This is a genomic window from Vagococcus acidifermentans (assembly GCF_003987655.1).
In the GTDB taxonomy this organism is placed as follows: Bacteria; Bacillota; Bacilli; order Lactobacillales; family Vagococcaceae; genus Vagococcus_B; species Vagococcus_B acidifermentans.
The window spans coordinates 49,902-66,847 of record NZ_NGKC01000015.1 but is presented as its reverse complement, the minus strand read 5'-3'; the positions used below and the strand labels follow the sequence as shown (position 1 = coordinate 66,847).

Genomic DNA, 16,946 nt, shown 5'->3' with positions numbered 1-16,946 from the left:
AGATATCGACTCAGCGCGAGAGGCTAAAAATCAAATCGTTGCCCGTTATAGCGACCAAACTAGCTATTCAAAAGCTTGTGAGACCTTGGATAATGGCTTCGAAGATGCTTTTCAATACGCAGTTATCGGCAATGGACACCATCGACTGAAAAGTACCAACCTTCTTGAGCGTCTGAACCAAGAAATACGCAGAAGAGAAAAGATTATTCGTATCTTTCCTAACCGTGCGTCAGCCAACCGATTGATTGGGGCTGTCCTGATGGACTTCCACGATGAATGGCTTAGTTCTACAAGAAAGTATATTAAGTTTGAACACTAAAAGACTAGTGAAACATTGTATAGTATTTTACACAAGATTATGGACTTGACTGAAACAATGCAAGTGAAAATGTGAACTACAACTTTTTTTTTGCTAAAGTTTAAGTATTTTTTCATCAAGATATCCTTCGGTTTATTTTATAATCATATTATCATATAATTATAGCCAATGATAGGTTTTTCGGATAGCGTAAAATATTTTGTGTAAATAGAAATTTTGGGTAGAAAAAAAGAAAGCCCATTCTGTAAAATTAAAGTTGCGATACAAAAATTTTATAGGAGGATTTTCTCATGACTCATTTTACTACAGAAATTATGGAAACACTCATCAATAAAGGTGATTTAGATTAATTATTTCGTAAACATTTTGAAGCAGCAGTCAATTCCTTGCTACAGGCTGAGCTGACTGCTTTCTTAGATTATGAAAAGTATGACCGTTCTGGCTTTAACTCTGGCAATTCCCGTAATGGGAATTATCCCCGTTCCTTTAAAACAGAGTATGGAGAACTTAATCTCATCGTTCCAAGGGATAGAAATGGTGAATTTTCTCAACAGACATTACCTGCGTATAGAAGAACCGATGATTCTTTAGAAACAACTATCATTCAACTCTTTTAAAAGGGCATTACCATGTCTGAAATCGCTGATTTGATTGAAAAAATGTATGGGCATCACTACACACCACAAACGATTTCTAATATGAGTAAAATCATTTCTGAAAATGTTTCAGCTTTTAAAAATAGACAGCTAGAGTCACGATATTCCGTCATTTTTATGGATGCCACTCTCATTCCCTTAAAACGTCAAACTGTTTCTAAAGAAGCTGTTTACATTGTCATTGGTATCAGATTAGATGGTACCAAAGAAGTGTTGGGTTTTACAATTGCTCCAACAGAATCTGCATTCGTTTGGAAAGAGATTCTTCAAGATTTAAAAGGCCGTGGTTTAGAAGAGGTTTTATTAGTGGTGACCGATGGTCTTAAGGGTATCACTGACAGTATTCGTAGTGTTTACCCTAACGCCCAGTTTCAACAATGCTGTGTTCATGTCGCTAGAAATATTGCACATAAAGTACGGGTAAGCGATAGAAAAGAAATATGTGGTGATTTTAAACACGTTTATCAAGCCGATTCAAAAGAAGAAGCTATCAAGCAAATAAACAAAATGACTGAAAAGTGGAAAAAGCAGTATCCAAGAGTGGTTAAACAACTCCTAAACCCTGCGATATTAATATTTTTCAAATTTCCCCCATCCATTAGAAGAACCATCTATTCTACTAATCTGATTGAAGGTTTTAATAAACAACTGAAAAAATATACAAAGAGAAAAGAACAATTTCCTAATGAAGAATCTCTAGAGAGATTCCTAGTTTCTCAATTCAATGATTATAATCAGACATTTCTAGGTCGTGTACACAAAGGATTTGGAGAAATTCAAGATACACTAGAATCAATGTTTTAACTCATTAGACAGGATGGGGTTTCCCATTTACACAAAATTCTTGACGCAACCTGTATGAGATGTAGATTTAATAATTATGAGGTGAGTTATATGGTATATTGAGATATAAGTAATAAGTCATAAATGGGAGATAATTCTGAATATGGAATCTCTATAGGTTGGCAAAGAGAAATAGGTTTTTTGAACTTGGCAATACTGCCAATACTGGTTGGAATAAATATAAAATATGATTATTTTTTCTTAAAAGTAATAGTAATTTCTTTAATCATCGGAGGTTTAGGTTTGGAATTAATCATCTAATTGGATATATAAATGATAGTTTTAAAATTATAAGTTTAATTGGTACTTTGGAGAACTATACTTTAGTTATTCTATGGATAGTTGGATTAAAAATAGAATATAAAATACAAAAAATACAAGGGGGTAATAAACATGATTAATGAATTAAAATATGGAAATACCAGAACATATATAATAAAAGGTAAGAAAGGCTCAATCTTAGTTGATACAGATTGGGCAGGAACATTACAGAATTTCTTTAAAGGTATTAAAGAAATGGGATTGCGAATTTCTGATATTAAGTATTTATTAATTACACATTATCATCCTGATCATATGGGAATTGCACAAGATCTAGTAGATCTAGGAATAGAATTATTAGTAATTGATAAGCAAATTGATTATATTCATTTTTCAGATGAATATTTGTTTAAAAACAAAAATGATAATTTCAAACCGATTAATGAAAATTTAGCAAAAATCATTACTTGTAAAGAAAGTCGAGAAATATTAAGAAAGGTTGGAATCAATGGAGAAATTATCCATACGCCAGGGCATAGTGATGATAGCATATCTGTAGTCGTTGATAAAGAGGCTGTTATTGTTGGAGATTTATATCCGATTCAAATAGCAGTCGGTTATGATGACATGGTAATAAAAAGTTGGAATAAAATACTTAGCTACAATGTGAATATAGCATATTACGGTCATGCGAAAGAAGATTTTATTGGTGGAATCAAATCATTAGATAATACTAAATAAATAATAGGAAAGAGATGTGAATAGGTGGAAAGGGAAAATATAAATATTAGTGATAGCGTAAAATATTTTGTGTAAATAGAAATTTTGGGTAGAAAAAAAGAAAGTCCATTCTGTAAAATTAGAGTTGCGATACAAAAATTTTATAGGAGGACTTTCTCATGACTAATTTTACTATAGAAATTATGGAAACACTAATCAATAAAGGGGATTTAGATGAATTATTTCGCAAACATTTGGAAGCAGCAGTCAATTCCTTGCTGCAGGCTGAGCTGACTGCTTTCTTAGATTATGAAAAATATGACCGTTCTGGCTTTAACTCTGGCAATTCCCGTAATGGGAATTATCCACGTTCCTTTAAAACAGAGTATGGAGAACTTAATCTCATCGTTCCAAGGGATAGAAATGGTGAATTTTCTCAACAGACATTACCTGCGTATAGAAGAACCGATGATTCTTTAGAAACAACCATTATTCAACTTTTTCAAAAGGGCATTACCATGTCTGAAATCGCTGATTTGATTGAAAAAATGTATGGGCATCACTACACACCACAAACGATTTCTAATATGAGTAAAATCATTTCTGAAGATGTTTCAGCTTTTAAAAATAGACAGCTAGAGTCACGATATTCCGTCATTTTTATGGATGCCACTCACATTCCCTTAAAACGGCAAACTGTTTCTAAAGAAGCTGTTTACATTGTCATTGGTATCAGATTAGATGGTACCAAAGAAGTGTTGGGTTTTACAATTGCTCCAACAGAATCTGCATTCGTTTGGAAAGAGATCCTTCAAGATTTAAAAGACCGTGGTTTAGAAGAGGTTTTATTAGTGGTGACCGATGGTCTTAAGGGTATCACTGACAGTATTCGTAGTGTTTACCCTAACGCCCAGTTCCAACAATGCTGTGTTCATGTCGCTAGAAATAGTGCACATAAAGTACGGGTAAGCGATAGAAAAGAAATATGTGGTGATTTTAAACACGCTTATCAAGCCGATTCAAAAGAAGAAGCTATCAAGCAAATAAACAAAATGACTGAAAAGTGGAAAAAGCAGTATCCAAGAGTGGTTAAGCTACTCCTAAATCCTGCGATATTAACATTTTTCAAATGTTCCCCCATCCATTAGAAGAACCATCTATTCTACTAATCTAATTGAAGGTTTTAATAAACAACTGAAAAAATATACAAAGAGAAAAGAACAATTTTCTAATGAAGAATCTCTAGAGAGATTCCTAGTTTCTCAATTCAATGATTATAATCAGACATTCCTAGATCGTGTACACAAAGGTTTTGGAGAAATTCAAGAGACACTAGAATCAATGTTTTAACTCATTAGACAGGATGGGGTTTCCCATTTACACAAAATTCTTGACGCAACCGATCATATTATTGGTAGATATGTGTTTTGTATTTTTTTACTTATTAGTAATGTGGAACTTTAGTAAAGAACTGACAATTATTACTATCGGAATTACATTTGTCATTGCAATATTTTCTTTTTTCAACGCAAAGATAAACAGAAAGATTAGTGAAAATGAAATGGGAGTACTAACCAACTCGCAAGATTTAATCAATGAATTAGTAAATAATATTTTTACTATCAAGTCTACTAATTCTCAAAATAACATGTTCATAAAATGGGAGAACAACTATGAAAAACAAATTGTTTTTGAAAAGAAAAAGCTAAAGTTAATTCGGTGTTGGCGAATATCCCTCAAACAATACAGACATTTTACTCCCTTATCATTTATTCAATTGGATACGTTTTAATAAATAATAATCAGGCAACCCTCGGTAGTGTTGTCGCTTTTAGCTCCATAGGTATATCATTTGTGTCTCCGATAACATCTATACTACAATCTTACACACAATTTCAAATGGTTAAAGTTTATCTGTATCGCCTGGTAGATATACTGCAAACGTCAAATGAAACCTCACTTCTGGGAAATAAAAAACTAGATAATTATTTAGGTGATATTGACATTAACGATGTTTCGTTCAAGTACAGTTTATTTTCAGAGGCAGCAATAGAGAATATTTCAATTCAGATAGCTCCAAAACAGAAAATCGCTATTGTGGGAGAAAGTGGTTCTGGGAAGTCTACTTTATTAAAAGTTGTAGCAGGACTATATCAATGTAATTCTGGAGCGATATATTACGGCAAAGAAGATATTAAGAATTTAGATATTCATGAATTTTTCAATCACATTGGTGTAGTATTACAGGAAAATGTTCTATTCAATGGAACATTCAGAGAAAACATCACTATGGGAAGAGAATACTCAGATGATTGCATTATAGAGGTCACTAAAAGAGTTGGAATATACAGTTTAATTTTTAATTTACCATTAGGACTTGAAACTAAAATATCTGAATTAGGGAAAAATTTGTCTGGAGGGCAAAGGCAAAAATCGCTATAGCGAGAACTATTATTTCAAGTCCTCAAGTAATCTTTTTGGATGAACCAACAAGTTCGTTGGATAATATTTCTGAGAAGAATATTTTGAGCTATTTATTCAATCTCGATGCAACCCTAATTGTTGTTGCACATAGACTATCAACTATTCAGAATTTCGATAAAATCATTGTTATGGATGATGGAAAAATATCTGCAGTAGGGACACATCAAAGTTTATTAAAAACAAACTCTTGTTATAAAAAACTATACAAATAGTGGGGTTTTGTTTAACTTTAAAGAATGCTGAAATTACAAATTAAACTAACTTCACGCTTCTAAATATATTGGACAAGTAGGTGTTTAATATGTCTGAACAAATCATGGAGAAAGTGGTAGGAGAAAAATTTGAGGATCTGACAATTGCTGAAATGGTAAAAGTGCAAGGTTCTGGAGACGTAAATCCAGATTCAATTGTTTCATTTTTTGCAACACTTGCATCAGGTACACAATTAGTTAGAACCTTGAAAGGCCACTGCTAGTAACTATCAGATGCTAGAAGAGACTTAGAGAAAAGAGAAGGCAAATAAATATCAAATTTCATGTCCGTTTGCCTTCTTTATTTTTATAGTTGTCATACAGTACTTATTAATTTGGAACGTGTTATAATTGAGAAAATTAAACGCTTCAAACAATGATACGTCAAAAAATAAATGGTAAATAATTTAATAAGAGGAATGGCAAATGAAAATAAAGAAAAGAATACAACAAAATAGGGTTCTTCGAATACTTTTATACTTGTTAGTAGGGATCCCTGTAGGTTTATTAATGGTGAATAATGATGTCTTGTTAGGTTTAGGAATACTTCTTTTATTCGTAAAGGCATTTAAAATTTGTGATTTTAAAAAAAATAAGTAGATTCAGAAAAATAATGATTGGAGGAATATGAGATAGCGTAAAATATTTTGTGTAAATAGAAATTTTGGGTAGAAAAAAAGAAAGCCCATTCTGTAAAATTAGAGTTGCGATACAAAAATTTTAGGTGATATTGTCAAACGTTCATGCTGCTGTTGGGCAGGTTTAAAAAAATTTTTTGGAGGTGTTTTATGGATGAGTTAATGTTTTCTTGGGATTTTCCGTTCCCCTTGTTTTTTTTGCTTGTCGCACTCATTATTTTAGGGGTACTGGTTTTCAACATAATAGAATTTTTTAAAAACCAGTCTGCGCCGGAAGAAATAGTCACTGCTACATTGATTGATAAAGTAACAGAAACAAGCCATTCATCAGCAGCTGATAACGGGAGTGGTTCATCAAATACATATTATACGCTGACTTTTGAACTGAATGGTAATGAAAGAAAGTCGTTTAACGTGAGCAGGAAAAGTTACTTAAAGTATGTCGTCGGCGATAGCGGGAAATTACATTATCAGCGGAAAAGGTTTAATCATTTTGAATTGGACACTAAAAAAACATGATGACGTACTTAAATAAGTTTAAAAGAAAACCTCTTGATATGTCTAACAATATCAGGAGGTTTTCTTTTAGAAGTCATTATCAGTGATTCATCAGTCAATCAGTTGCCGTATGCGCGGGTCAGTGAAATCATCAATGACAAAGTCGATAATCCCGGTATCTTCCAGTTTTTGGTGATTATCACCTGTGGATACGGCAATAATATGTTTGGCTTTTGCATTAAATGCGCCCTGTAATCCGATAGGCGAGTCTTCAAAAATAATCATCTTATCCAGTGATGCGCTAACGTTGACTGCTGCCTGAAGATAGTAATCCGGTTCAGGCTTGCTTTTTAGATTGTCATCATAATAAACCACTTTGTCATAATCGAACCAGCGCTCCAGCTGGAAAATGTCAAAGTAGAAGTCGAGGTTGACCTTTGGTGAGACGGTCGCGATGTTGATGGGACAGCGACGATCTTTTAAAAAATCGAAGTATTCTGTTGCCCCCGCAATCAATTGCGGGTTCTGATTTGCCATCACCAGCTGGCGGTAAATAGCTTCTTTGCGGTCGGACAGCTCTTCAGCTTCTTGTTTAGTCAAACTTCTTTCTAAAACATTTTCTAAAATCAGCTGGTTTGTCCGCCCGTGAATGTGATCAAACTCTTCATCTGAAAACCTGCGCCCGATGAGATCCTCGATAAACTGCTGCCATGCTTCTTCGTGCAAATGAGAGTCGCTGAATAACGTGCCGTTAAAATCAAATATGACTGACTGCATGTGTCTTCCTCCTGAGTAAACGTTTGTTTGAGATGTCTTTTTATAGAACGGTTGTTTTTTACTTGATTCGAGTATAACATTTTTTTGAGAAAAATTCAGATAGTGTAGGATAATTAAGTTCTCATTCATATCAAGAATAATTATCGGTTGATTTGAAAAATTATTTTTAGAATAAACAGATTTTCGTGTATTGAACGACTTCACGAAATGTTTGCAGGTTAGTGATTCTTTAGTTGAGTTTGACAATTCAGTAAACAAACATTTTGTCTAGGAATAATTCGCCATTAATGCTATAATTTTAGTGAGAGGGGATAACTATGCTTAGTCCAGAAGTAAAAAAAATATTTGAAAAATATAACGGAACTTTACCTACCAAAATAGCTGTACAGCACGGCATTAATAGAGAAACACTTAGAAAGGCTGCTTTGCGGAACGATATTGAAAAAGTAGGCAGAGGGATTTATCTGTTACATGATGCGATTGAGGATGATTTGTTCAGCACACAAGCCATATACAGCCGGGGTATCTACTCACATGAGACAGCGCTGATGCTGTATAATTATGGGACTTTCAGCCCGTTTAAACATCACATGACGTTTCCGCAAGGATATAATTCGAAAGTGTTTAAGGAGTCAAAAATAAAGCCCACGTTTGTCAGTAAAAAATATTACGATCTGGGTGTCACACAAGTTGATACGTGGTTCGGAAATCCCGTGAATGTGTATGATAGAGAACGTACTGTTCTAGACATGCTGGTCAGTCCGACAGCTCTGGCATTTACCTTGGAAGAAATGTGGCGAGATTATTTGGATGATGACGAAAAAGATTTGGATATGTTAAAAAAATATGCGCGGTTATTAAATCGAGAGTATGCATTGGAAGGAATTGATGTCATTGGCATTAAATGAGCAGCAATTGAAACGATTTGTAAATGGGAAAGCTAAAGAATTTCATATTCAGCCGCAACAAATGTATGCTTTATATGGATTAGAGCAATTGCTGATTAAAATTAATCATTCCCGATTCAAAGACCAGTTTGTTTTGAAAGGCAGTTATCTTTTATCGGCTGTTTACGGTTTAGATAATCGTTCGACAAGAGATTTAGATACGACAATTCGCGGAGTGACATTGAATGATGACTATGTTCAAGAATTAATCGATTTCCTTGTTGCGCCGGAAAATGATGGGCAGCCGATTTTTGAAGTGCGACAAATTAGAACAATTCGGGAACAATTCGACTATGACGGTTATAATATCCGCTTAAACTTTTTGAACGGCAAGAGCCGCTTTCCGATTGAAATTGACATGACAACAGGTGAAACATTATTACCTCTGGTCGAAAAACAGGAAATCCCATTGATGTTTCAGGAGGGAACGGTTAACTTGGCTAGTTATCCGTTGGAGCAGATTTTAGCAGATAAATTATATACGACTTTGGCATACGGCCAAGTTGATGATACCAATACACGAGTCAAAGATTTGTATGACCTTCATTTTTTGACTCAAATAAATCAGACGATTGATTATGAACAGGTTTATACCGCTATAGAGAAAACAAAAAAACAGCGCAAAGTTTTTATGCCTGTGAGTGAGTATTTTGAAATTGTTGGCCGCTTGGAGCAATCTGAGTTTCAGCAAAATCAATGGGAAAAATACAGAGCAAACTTTGTTTATGCAGAAGATGTTTCTTTCTCAGAAGTGATGGCCAGCGTTGCCAAGATGACAAATGACATCAGCTTGTTTGAGCCGAGAGAATAGGTAAAAAATATGTCAGATGCACTTGATTTGGAATTGTAGCGTTGAAGGGATGATATAATGGATTTTACTTACGTCACGACATTGAAAAATAATTTGACTAAATTCAAGCCGTTGACTGACATAGAAGCAGCAGTGTTACGGCATAATGAGCGGCTAAACGAAATTTATAATAGTAACGCTTTAGAGGGAAATACAATCACTTTAAATGAAACCCGACTCATCTTGGACGATGGAATCACCATTGCCGGCAAGTCAATGCGTGAACACTTGGAGATTGTTAATTTATTAGAAGCAATTGAGTATGCGGAAGACATAGTCAAGCGTAAACAATGTTTGACCGAAACGGTTATTAAAGAGTTACACAGTCTCGTCTACAATAAATTGGGCGCAGATACCAGAGACCGCGGCAACTACCGACGTCTGCCTGTTGAAATCGTTGGTTCGCAACATCAACCGACGCTCCCGCAGCAAATTCCTTATGAAATGGCAAAACTAATCAAATGGAGTCAAAAAGAGAAAGAAATTCTGCATCCAGTCGAATACGCAGCTGCCTTGCACGAAAAATTTGCTGCTATTCATCCGTTTATTGACGGGAACGGTCGAACTGGCCGGTTACTATTGAATTTTGCGTTGACTGAAGCCGGCTATCCGTCTGTGATCGTCAAAGCTGATAATGAATCAAGATTGATTTACAATAATACGTTAGAAACGGCGCATGTGACTGGTGATCTGGAACCTTTTACTCGCTATATTAATGAATTAGTAGAAAATAAGCTGGAGAGAATGATTGATTTACTGGAAAAAGCAAACGCATACGATCATATTGAAAGGTAAGCTCATAACGTTAGACAATGAGTTAGTCACAGTCTTTCCGAACAATGTCGGGTCTGTGAATTGAATGAGGTATGCGTGAATGGTTTCAATTGAAATTTAAAACGATACTTTCTAAAAAATAATGCCGACCTCCAAACGTTAGAACAAAAAATCTAACTCTTGGAGGTCGGTCTGTGTTTGATTGTCTGTTGTTCATTTAGTTGCGTAACACTTGGTTTAGTTTCCTTTAATTGAACGAAATTCGCTTTTTAGAGAGAAATAGTCATCGGAATCGTTATGTCCATTTGTTTCCATAAGCGCTAAAATACGTTCCGCTCTTATTCGGATTTCGCCCATAGGCTTGGCAGACAGTTCTTCTGCCAAAATTTCTTTAGGAGACATAGCGGGTGTTTGTTGAAAGTCATAAATGACTGTTCCGTCTCTTTTGATTAGTGATATATTATCAAATAGTTTTGCCTGATAAAGATAGTCCAAGTTTGAAGGAAGAACATCAACAATTTGGTCATGAATAACTTTTGTTGTAGCTCTAGCAATACTAGGATCAATTAAAAAAGTTTTTTCGTAACGTTCAAGCGTTGCCAGATAAGATAAATAACGGGATACCGCCATAACCGCTAAATTCACCCGATAACCTTTTCTTTTTAAATCCAGAGCAGTTTTTAGCGGTGTTTCAGTTGTTCTTAATGTGCCTTCAATCATTAGGTGATAATGCTCGTCACTAAATTTATCATATAGTTCCTGAACCATTTTGCCCGAAAATCCGCTTTTATAATTGACCGATTCTTTGCCGTATGCTTTATCCAACAGGAAAGAGTTTGGGTGCTGCGTTCTGAAAGTGTCACCGTCAACCACAATAACATTGTCGTTTAGCTGATGGCGTATCAATTGATGCAGCGTACTTTTACCAGCTCCGCTTTGGCCGCCGAGTAGAAAGGCAGTAGGCCGGGCGCTTGGCGAACGGTTTAATGATAAATCCATGATGTTAGCTTGGAGCCGATATTGAAAATCGCTCTCTGAATAGTGTGTCAGTTTATCATTCATACAGTATCTCCTAAATTCTGAGTGATAGTTTCGATATAGCGGTTCATTTGTTGCCAATAAAACAATACTTCAGCCAGTTCTTCTTTGGATTTTTCAAACAAGTTGCGGTTTTTCATTTCAGATAAAGCATTTAGTAGCTCAACCATTGGATGCTTGGCATCGTTTAAATCAATAGTTGTTTGCCCTAAATAATTTATTAATTTATTTCTCACGTTTGCCGCGAATTCATTGATGACTTCAACTTCTAATGTATGCTCATAATTAACTGTCAGCATGATTTCAACTCCTTTGCAGGCAAGTTGAACGATAGTTGCATGTTCAATCATACCATGTTTCCAATATAGATTTACTGACAATAAAAGTCAAGGAAGTAATAATACTACTTAGACTAACATGGCATTAAGAATAATAGAAATCTAACACTTTTTTGGCTGGTTTGACAGACAAAGTTAGAAAATTATAAATAGTCGTTTGAAGTTTATTGAACAGGTGTTTTCAAATAATGTGATAGGTATGATGGTTTGCATTGTCCTTGTATTTTTTACAAGTATCTTAGTGACAGAATTATTTTGGAAAGACCCGGTTTTCCACGTAACCGACAATGAGTAATTTTCAGAGAAAATAATCAAAAATTGAATACTGAGGAAAATAATATGCGTTATAATAAAAGTAATCATAAGGGGGATAATAAAATGAAAAAGTGGCATGAGTGGTCAAAGAAACAGAAATATTTGTTAGTGGCAGCTGCTGTTGTAGCAGTTGGCGGCGGTGGTATCGGGGTAAAAGTTTACGCCGATAATCAATACAAGCAACAAGTCGTTCAGACGATGAAGGAATTGGAAAAACAGGGGCCGTATTTAGATGATTTGTACCGGCAAGTGTTATCGTTTAGTGACGCTGATTTTTTATTGAAAGATATTCCGGAGGATAATCTCATTAACGTATTGCATGATGCAGAAAACTATCAGTTGCCAGAATACAAGGTGAAGGATAAGCAAGTGGTGGCACAAGTAAACGCAACGAAGCAACTGGTGAAACTGATTCAGCGTACCGCTAAAACGACGGAGGAACAGTACACGCTTCAAAATAATATCAATAGCTTGTTTAAGGAAGCAGCTGTCAACGGTCGGGATGTTAAAAAAGAGTTAGCCATTACTGATGATTTAAAATTGGCAGATGTAGAGAAGTACGTTGCTGATTTAGATGCTGTATCACAACTGGAAAAGCAAGTGGCACCAATAGTTGAAAAACAAGACTATGCAGCGGAACAGGCGACGCTGAAAGACAGTGAATGGGCAAAAGCCATGCGTGACGTGCTTGACAACGCTAAGAAGCAAGTCGAGGATATTACGAATCTGACAAAAAAAGTTGATGGGTATTTCAAAGACGGCAAGCCGCAAAACACCGCCAAAGCGGCCGAACTAACTGCTCTTAAAAAAGATGTTGAAAAAATCAAAAATGACAAAGCGAAAAAAGGTTTGCTAGACAAGCTCAGTAAAGTCATTGTTGAAGTAGATAAAAAAGAAAAAGCAGCAGCTGAGAAAAAAGCCAAAGAATCCGGCGGCTCTGTCGTGAAGAAAGACGACGGTTCTTATGTTGTTGAATCTGCCGGAGATAATTCAAATAGCGGTTCACAAGCTGCGGCTGGCGGTAATAGTACCAGTAACAATAATGCTTCCGGCACAACTAGCAACGCTGGTGGCGGAAGTTATACAGCGCCCGCCACAAATAACGGCGGTGGGGGCAGTTATACGCCGCCTGCTTCAAACAGTGGCGGTGGTGGCACGTCAACACCGCCCACAAATAATAATGGCGGCGGTTGGTCTGCAAATGTAGATATGACAGAAGGTGGAGACGTAGCTGATTTTGGTAATTCTAATGGAGCTACTGGTGGAGGAAATACTTGGACAGGCAGCGGTGAATTGAGCGGTGAAGGTTTTCCTGAATGGTAATTAGTTAGAATAAGAGTGAATGTATAGCGCATATCAAAATTGATATGCGCTATTTTCTATTAATTCATCACAGAAAGGGGGTGAGACCATTGGAGTATGTAGGGATATGGTACATGATATGCAGGTTTTTATGGAATAGGAGAAAGGTAAATATGAAACATAAACAGTTCAGAAAATGGTTGTCCTTACTGGCAATTTTTTTTGTTGTCGGTGGGAACGTCTTTTCAACTACTCAGGTAATGGCTGAAGAAATCAGCACTCATCAAAAACAAGTTGCCGAAAAAGCCGGAGCGGAAGAAACAGACCAACAAGCCCCTGCCGCAACTAGCGAAAGTAGTGAGCAGCCAAAAGTTGAAGTTGAAGCGCCGACTCAGGTAGAAAAACAAGAAACCAATCAGGCCAATGCACCGCCAGCGACGACTCAGGAGCAACAGGCGGAATAGAGCAGTGGCAAACGTAAGAAACAGAATTAGCTGATAATGACTTGCAAACATCTTCTTATGGACAAAGCTGTAATGATGCCGCCATAGAATTAGCACAAGCTAAAAAGTTGAATGATTTGGTTCTGGCAGCTGATACATAAAGAGAGAACGCCATCATTTAAAAAAACAACATCAGTAATAGCACACCAGCGGAAACACCACACACATCAACGCAAAAGCTGAGCAATAAAAACCAGTGAGATGCGTCTTTTCCCCGTCAATGACGGTTCGCCGGATTTGTGCCACGTTCAGCGGATTAGTCGGGTTTTCTTTACTGTATTTTTTCCAAAAATGTTTCAGCGCATTGGTGTAGCTGATGGAGACTGGAATAGTGATGGCAAAAAGTATCAGTTGGGCAAGGTACCAGTATCTAAATCCAATCTGTTTTAATAAAAGCGGCAATGCGGCTGTGAGACTGAGCATCAAAACACCGCAAAGCATAATGACGCTTTTTAAAATAAAGCATTTTTTTGACCGTTTAAGCACGTAGCGGGACTGCATTTTCCGGCAGTGCTTCTGTTCCTGTCTTGTATAGCCTTCGAAATGTTTTTTGATGGCATGCTTTTTTTCAAGTTTAAATCGAATCAATTGAACGAGATAATAAGTCAGCATGACAATGCAGACCACTGATACTATTTGCAGCAAGTCCTCCATACAATTCCCTTTCCTGACAACAAAGCATAGTTTTTTCGTGTTCCTGTCTGTCATAATCTAGTGAAGTATAGCATGTTTGGTTGGCCGGCGTTATAATGGAATTCGCCCAATCGCATAATTAAAATATAAGTATTGGATTGCCGCTTGACGGGGCCTCTTTGCAGAATTATGATAAGGGCAGTATCTTTTTGATAGTGATAGTAAAGGAAGTGAGCATGTGGGACACCGAATCATGATTGTGGAAGATGATGTGACGATTAGCCGAGGATTAAAAGAGTACTTAAATCAGTGGGGGTTCATCAGTGAAACAATTACTGATTTTCAGCATGTGTTGGAAGAAATCAAGTCATTTGAAGCAGACCTGGTGTTGATGGATATTTCGCTGCCTTTTTATAACGGGTTTTACTGGTGCCAGATGTTGCGCAAAACTTCGCAGCTGCCGATTATATTTCTGTCTTCTGCCAGTGATAACATGAATATGATTATGGCGATGAACATGGGGGCGGATGATTTCGTGGCAAAGCCATTTGATTTGCAAGTACTGATTGCCAAAATTCAAGCGCTGCTGAGGCGCAGTTATGAATTCGGCGGGCAGGCACCGTTGGTTTTTTCGTACGGCGACTATGCGTTTTTTCCGCAAGAAAATTTGCTGCAGCTGGGAGATCAACAAGTGACTTTGACGCCGAACGAAAGCAGAATCCTTACACTATTATTTCAACAGGCCGGCGAGATTGTCACACGCGAGGCAATCATGACCGAACTGTGGGAGAGTGACGACTTTATTGACCGCAACACACTGGCGGTCAACATGACACGCCTGCGGAAAAAATTGTCTGCGATTGACTTGGATAGCCGCATTTTAACGATTAAAAATAAAGGTTATATGCTGGAGGCAGCCGATGAAAACTAATAAACGATTGATCAGGCTGGTGGGCAGCTTTATGAAAGAAAGGCGGTTGTTGTTTGCAACGTACGTGCTGGTTTGCGGTGCAATCGCTTTGACGCTTGTTTTGCACGATTTGCCGCTGGTTGTGTTTGTGGACGCGTTTTTGTTTTCGGGAGTGTTATTGCTGCTCATCTCGGTTTGGGATTTTTGGGGGTATTATCACCATTACCGGCAGCTGGTCCGGCTGAATCAGCTGGATCATTATGACAGTAGCCGGCTAGTTGATTTGCCGAAACCTGAAACGATCCAACAGGCAGAATACCAAAAATTATTCATGAGTGCAGTCAAGGAAAGCGAACAGCTGACCTCTGAATTTGAGGAAAAGAACCAGCAGCTGATGGACTACTACGCAATGTGGAGCCATCAAATCAAGACGCCTCTTGCGGCGCTGCAAGTTCTGGTTCAATCGGGCAGCACGGACGAGACGCTGATGAAAAATGAATTGTTCAGCATTGAAGAGTACTTGAAGATGATGCTCCACTTTTTGAAAATGTCGCATCTGGAAGACGATCTTGTGTTTAAAACGGTGCCGTTACGGCCTTTGGTCAATCAAATCATCCGCCGGTATGCCCCTTTCTTCATTCAGAAGGATTTGACAGTGTCTATTGACCCGTTTGAGGCAACTGTCGTGACGGATGAAAAGTGGCTGGCGTTCATACTGGAACAAATCATATTCAACAGTATCAAATATACCAAACAAGGCGGTATCACCATTCATTTTACCGGCAGCGAGCTAGTGGTTGAAGATACTGGTATCGGCATTTTGCCACAGGACTTGCCGCGCGTTTTTGACAAAGGCTATACCGGTTTTAGCGGCCGAGAAGACAAAAAAGCCACCGGGCTTGGTTTAAGCATGAGCCGCACTATTGCCGAACGTTTGGGGATTCATTTGTCATTGTCATCAGAAGTCGGGCAGGGCACGCAAGTCACGCTCCACTTTCCCCAACATACGTATGCGTATGAGTGACACCTTAAACTTACGATACTGTAAGTTTAGGGTGTTTTTTGTAAGTAGCAGTTCACCTGCAGCGCAGGTATGATAGATATATAGAAAGAAGTGGAGGTCATAAACATGACATTGCTTGAAGTATCCAATTTAAAAAAGACCTACTATACACGGATGGGCGGTGCGCAGGTGACAGCTTTGAAGCAAATCAATTTTTCTGTGGAGGCAGGCGAATACGTGGCGATTATGGGCGAATCTGGTTCCGGCAAAAGCACGCTGCTGAATTTGCTGGCAACGCTCGACATGCCGTCATCCGGCACGATTCTTCTGAATGGTATTGACGTGAATGCCATCAAAGAGAAAGACGCCACCGCTTTCAGGCGTGACCATTTAGGATTTGTGTTTCAAGATTTTAATCTGCTGGATAATTTTTCAGCAAAAGACAATATTTTACTGCCTCTTGTTCTTGCCAGAAACAATGTGGAGGAGATGGAGCGGAAGCTGGCGGACTTGGCGCCCAGACTTGGTTTGACAGATTTGCTGGAAAAATATCCGTATGAACTATCCGGCGGGCAGCAGCAGCGGGTGGCGGCTGCACGGGCAATAATCACCGAGCCGGATATTCTTTTGGCAGATGAACCGACAGGGGCTCTTGATTCCAAAACTTCAGCAGATTTACTGGCATTGTTTCAGGAATTGAACAGAAACGGACAAACGATTTTGATGGTCACCCACAGTGCAGTGGCAGCCAGCCATGCCAACCGTGTCCTGTTTATCAAAGACGGACAGGTGTTTCACCAAATTTACCGGGGCAATCTGGATAACGACACATTTTTCACAACCATCTCCGAAACGATGACCGTGTTGTTGACAAAGGAGGACTAAT

Annotated in this window: 21 protein-coding genes and 2 pseudogenes; 19 read left to right on the top strand and 4 right to left on the bottom strand. The window is 37.6% G+C overall.

The features are described from left to right. The 11 genes and pseudogenes from CBF27_RS11800 to CBF27_RS11760 form a co-directional block, all read left to right on the top strand. Nucleotides 1-319: transposase (locus tag CBF27_RS11800; RefSeq protein WP_211334658.1), on the top strand; the 319-nt coding region annotated here is incomplete at its 5' end. Nucleotides 320-609: 290 nt separating this feature from the next. After that, a pseudogene (locus CBF27_RS11795) lies at nucleotides 610-1,779 on the top strand (IS256 family transposase). Nucleotides 1,780-1,902: 123 nt separating this feature from the next. Next, nucleotides 1,903-2,079 carry a hypothetical protein gene (locus CBF27_RS14410; RefSeq protein ID WP_245986073.1) on the top strand — a complete coding sequence of 59 codons (177 nt, stop codon included), beginning with the start codon at nucleotides 1,903-1,905 and terminating at the stop codon, nucleotides 2,077-2,079. A 132-nt stretch (nucleotides 2,080-2,211) separates the two neighbouring features. Beyond that, on the top strand, nucleotides 2,212-2,820 hold the full coding sequence (locus CBF27_RS11785) for an MBL fold metallo-hydrolase (protein WP_126814552.1): 609 nt from the start codon (nucleotides 2,212-2,214) through the stop codon (nucleotides 2,818-2,820). Nucleotides 2,821-2,978: 158 nt separating this feature from the next. Further along, a pseudogene (locus tag CBF27_RS11780) lies at nucleotides 2,979-4,149 on the top strand (IS256 family transposase). Nucleotides 4,150-4,162: 13 nt separating this feature from the next. Further along, complete coding sequence (locus CBF27_RS14625; RefSeq protein WP_126814550.1) at nucleotides 4,163-4,591, top strand: ABC transporter transmembrane domain-containing protein; 429 nt, start codon at nucleotides 4,163-4,165, stop codon at nucleotides 4,589-4,591. A 107-nt stretch (nucleotides 4,592-4,698) separates the two neighbouring features. Next, entirely contained in the window at nucleotides 4,699-5,241 is a 543-nt protein-coding gene (locus tag CBF27_RS11770; protein ID WP_148112302.1) for an ATP-binding cassette domain-containing protein, read from the top strand. 35 nt (nucleotides 5,242-5,276) lie between these two features. After that, nucleotides 5,277-5,495 carry a hypothetical protein gene (locus tag CBF27_RS14045; RefSeq protein WP_148112301.1) on the top strand — a complete coding sequence of 73 codons (219 nt, stop codon included), beginning with the start codon at nucleotides 5,277-5,279 and terminating at the stop codon, nucleotides 5,493-5,495. Between the two features lie 89 nt (nucleotides 5,496-5,584). Further along, complete coding sequence (locus CBF27_RS11765) at nucleotides 5,585-5,758, top strand: lichenicidin A2 family type 2 lantibiotic (RefSeq protein ID WP_126814545.1); 174 nt, start codon at nucleotides 5,585-5,587, stop codon at nucleotides 5,756-5,758. A gap of 202 nt (nucleotides 5,759-5,960) precedes the next feature. Further along, nucleotides 5,961-6,134 (top strand): hypothetical protein, encoded by a 174-nt coding sequence (locus CBF27_RS14195; protein ID WP_170175104.1) that lies wholly within the window; start codon nucleotides 5,961-5,963, stop codon nucleotides 6,132-6,134. Nucleotides 6,135-6,322: 188 nt separating this feature from the next. Beyond that, nucleotides 6,323-6,691 (top strand): DUF2500 domain-containing protein, encoded by a 369-nt coding sequence (locus CBF27_RS11760; RefSeq protein ID WP_245986070.1) that lies wholly within the window; start codon nucleotides 6,323-6,325, stop codon nucleotides 6,689-6,691. Nucleotides 6,692-6,781: 90 nt separating this feature from the next. Here CBF27_RS11760 and CBF27_RS11755 read toward each other — a convergent pair whose 3' ends face one another. Next, the gene (locus CBF27_RS11755) at nucleotides 6,782-7,447 is read right to left on the bottom strand and encodes an HAD family hydrolase (RefSeq protein WP_126814543.1); all 666 of its coding nucleotides are present in this window, start codon (nucleotides 7,445-7,447) and stop codon (nucleotides 6,782-6,784) included. Between the two features lie 317 nt (nucleotides 7,448-7,764). Between CBF27_RS11755 and CBF27_RS11750 the strand changes: the two genes are divergently transcribed. The 3 genes from CBF27_RS11750 to CBF27_RS11740 are packed head-to-tail and all read left to right on the top strand — an operon-like array spanning nucleotide 7,765 to nucleotide 10,039. After that, nucleotides 7,765-8,355: a type IV toxin-antitoxin system AbiEi family antitoxin domain-containing protein gene (locus CBF27_RS11750; protein WP_126814541.1), complete on the top strand. Its 591-nt coding sequence runs from the start codon at nucleotides 7,765-7,767 to the stop codon at nucleotides 8,353-8,355. Beyond that, the gene (locus CBF27_RS11745; RefSeq protein ID WP_170175103.1) at nucleotides 8,336-9,205 is read left to right on the top strand and encodes a nucleotidyl transferase AbiEii/AbiGii toxin family protein; all 870 of its coding nucleotides are present in this window, start codon (nucleotides 8,336-8,338) and stop codon (nucleotides 9,203-9,205) included. Before CBF27_RS11750 ends, CBF27_RS11745 begins: the two co-directional genes overlap by 20 nt. Before the next feature lie 57 nt (nucleotides 9,206-9,262). Further along, a complete protein-coding gene (locus tag CBF27_RS11740) occupies nucleotides 9,263-10,039 on the top strand; it encodes a Fic family protein (protein ID WP_126814537.1) in 777 nt (258 codons plus the stop codon). Nucleotides 10,040-10,255: 216 nt separating this feature from the next. Here CBF27_RS11740 and CBF27_RS11735 read toward each other — a convergent pair whose 3' ends face one another. Both CBF27_RS11735 and CBF27_RS11730 read right to left on the bottom strand, forming a co-directional pair. Next, nucleotides 10,256-11,080 carry a zeta toxin family protein gene (locus tag CBF27_RS11735; RefSeq protein WP_126814535.1) on the bottom strand — a complete coding sequence of 275 codons (825 nt, stop codon included), beginning with the start codon at nucleotides 11,078-11,080 and terminating at the stop codon, nucleotides 10,256-10,258. Beyond that, nucleotides 11,077-11,406, bottom strand: a complete 330-nt coding sequence (locus CBF27_RS11730; protein WP_126814533.1) for a hypothetical protein — start codon at nucleotides 11,404-11,406, stop codon at nucleotides 11,077-11,079. Before CBF27_RS11730 ends, CBF27_RS11735 begins: the two co-directional genes overlap by 4 nt. A gap of 366 nt (nucleotides 11,407-11,772) precedes the next feature. Here CBF27_RS11730 and CBF27_RS11725 point away from each other — a divergent pair, with 366 nt between their 5' ends. Both CBF27_RS11725 and CBF27_RS11720 read left to right on the top strand, forming a co-directional pair. Next, complete coding sequence (locus CBF27_RS11725; RefSeq protein ID WP_126814531.1) at nucleotides 11,773-13,032, top strand: dermokine domain-containing protein; 1,260 nt, start codon at nucleotides 11,773-11,775, stop codon at nucleotides 13,030-13,032. 152 nt (nucleotides 13,033-13,184) lie between these two features. After that, nucleotides 13,185-13,475: a hypothetical protein gene (locus tag CBF27_RS11720; protein ID WP_126814529.1), complete on the top strand. Its 291-nt coding sequence runs from the start codon at nucleotides 13,185-13,187 to the stop codon at nucleotides 13,473-13,475. Nucleotides 13,476-13,646: 171 nt separating this feature from the next. Here the strand turns inward: CBF27_RS11720 and CBF27_RS11715 are convergent, their stop codons facing one another. Further along, a complete protein-coding gene (locus tag CBF27_RS11715) occupies nucleotides 13,647-14,168 on the bottom strand; it encodes a hypothetical protein (RefSeq protein ID WP_126814527.1) in 522 nt (173 codons plus the stop codon). Between the two features lie 217 nt (nucleotides 14,169-14,385). Here CBF27_RS11715 and CBF27_RS11710 point away from each other — a divergent pair, with 217 nt between their 5' ends. The 3 genes from CBF27_RS11710 to CBF27_RS11700 all read left to right on the top strand — a co-directional run bounded on the left by CBF27_RS11710 (nucleotide 14,386) and on the right by CBF27_RS11700 (nucleotide 16,945). Continuing rightward, nucleotides 14,386-15,078: a response regulator transcription factor gene (locus tag CBF27_RS11710; RefSeq protein WP_126814525.1), complete on the top strand. Its 693-nt coding sequence runs from the start codon at nucleotides 14,386-14,388 to the stop codon at nucleotides 15,076-15,078. Continuing rightward, nucleotides 15,068-16,081, top strand: a complete 1,014-nt coding sequence (locus CBF27_RS11705; protein WP_126814523.1) for a sensor histidine kinase — start codon at nucleotides 15,068-15,070, stop codon at nucleotides 16,079-16,081. The genes CBF27_RS11710 and CBF27_RS11705 overlap by 11 nt, the downstream gene beginning before the upstream one ends. Nucleotides 16,082-16,186: 105 nt before the next feature. Then, entirely contained in the window at nucleotides 16,187-16,945 is a 759-nt protein-coding gene (locus CBF27_RS11700; protein ID WP_126814521.1) for an ABC transporter ATP-binding protein, read from the top strand. Nucleotide 16,946: the final 1 nt, after the last annotated feature.

What these genes read in the sequence shown, in the direction of transcription:
- CBF27_RS14410 (WP_245986073.1), top strand. Translation starts at nt 1,903, where the DNA reads ATGGGAGATAATTCTGAATATGGAATCTCTATAGGTTGGCAAAGAGAA.
- CBF27_RS11785 (WP_126814552.1), top strand. Translation starts at nt 2,212, where the DNA reads ATGATTAATGAATTAAAATATGGAAATACCAGAACATATATAATAAAA.
- CBF27_RS14625 (WP_126814550.1), top strand. Translation starts at nt 4,163, where the DNA reads ATGGGGTTTCCCATTTACACAAAATTCTTGACGCAACCGATCATATTA.
- CBF27_RS11770 (WP_148112302.1), top strand. Translation starts at nt 4,699, where the DNA reads ATGGTTAAAGTTTATCTGTATCGCCTGGTAGATATACTGCAAACGTCA.
- CBF27_RS11765 (WP_126814545.1), top strand. Translation starts at nt 5,585, where the DNA reads ATGTCTGAACAAATCATGGAGAAAGTGGTAGGAGAAAAATTTGAGGAT.
- CBF27_RS14195 (WP_170175104.1), top strand. Translation starts at nt 5,961, where the DNA reads ATGAAAATAAAGAAAAGAATACAACAAAATAGGGTTCTTCGAATACTT.
- CBF27_RS11760 (WP_245986070.1), top strand. Translation starts at nt 6,323, where the DNA reads ATGGATGAGTTAATGTTTTCTTGGGATTTTCCGTTCCCCTTGTTTTTT.
- CBF27_RS11755 (WP_126814543.1), bottom strand. Translation starts at nt 7,447, where the DNA reads ATGCAGTCAGTCATATTTGATTTTAACGGCACGTTATTCAGCGACTCT.
- CBF27_RS11750 (WP_126814541.1), top strand. Translation starts at nt 7,765, where the DNA reads ATGCTTAGTCCAGAAGTAAAAAAAATATTTGAAAAATATAACGGAACT.
- CBF27_RS11745 (WP_170175103.1), top strand. Translation starts at nt 8,336, where the DNA reads ATGTCATTGGCATTAAATGAGCAGCAATTGAAACGATTTGTAAATGGG.
- CBF27_RS11740 (WP_126814537.1), top strand. Translation starts at nt 9,263, where the DNA reads ATGGATTTTACTTACGTCACGACATTGAAAAATAATTTGACTAAATTC.
- CBF27_RS11735 (WP_126814535.1), bottom strand. Translation starts at nt 11,080, where the DNA reads ATGAATGATAAACTGACACACTATTCAGAGAGCGATTTTCAATATCGG.
- CBF27_RS11730 (WP_126814533.1), bottom strand. Translation starts at nt 11,406, where the DNA reads ATGATTGAACATGCAACTATCGTTCAACTTGCCTGCAAAGGAGTTGAA.
- CBF27_RS11725 (WP_126814531.1), top strand. Translation starts at nt 11,773, where the DNA reads ATGAAAAAGTGGCATGAGTGGTCAAAGAAACAGAAATATTTGTTAGTG.
- CBF27_RS11720 (WP_126814529.1), top strand. Translation starts at nt 13,185, where the DNA reads ATGAAACATAAACAGTTCAGAAAATGGTTGTCCTTACTGGCAATTTTT.
- CBF27_RS11715 (WP_126814527.1), bottom strand. Translation starts at nt 14,168, where the DNA reads ATGGAGGACTTGCTGCAAATAGTATCAGTGGTCTGCATTGTCATGCTG.
- CBF27_RS11705 (WP_126814523.1), top strand. Translation starts at nt 15,068, where the DNA reads ATGAAAACTAATAAACGATTGATCAGGCTGGTGGGCAGCTTTATGAAA.
- CBF27_RS11700 (WP_126814521.1), top strand. Translation starts at nt 16,187, where the DNA reads ATGACATTGCTTGAAGTATCCAATTTAAAAAAGACCTACTATACACGG.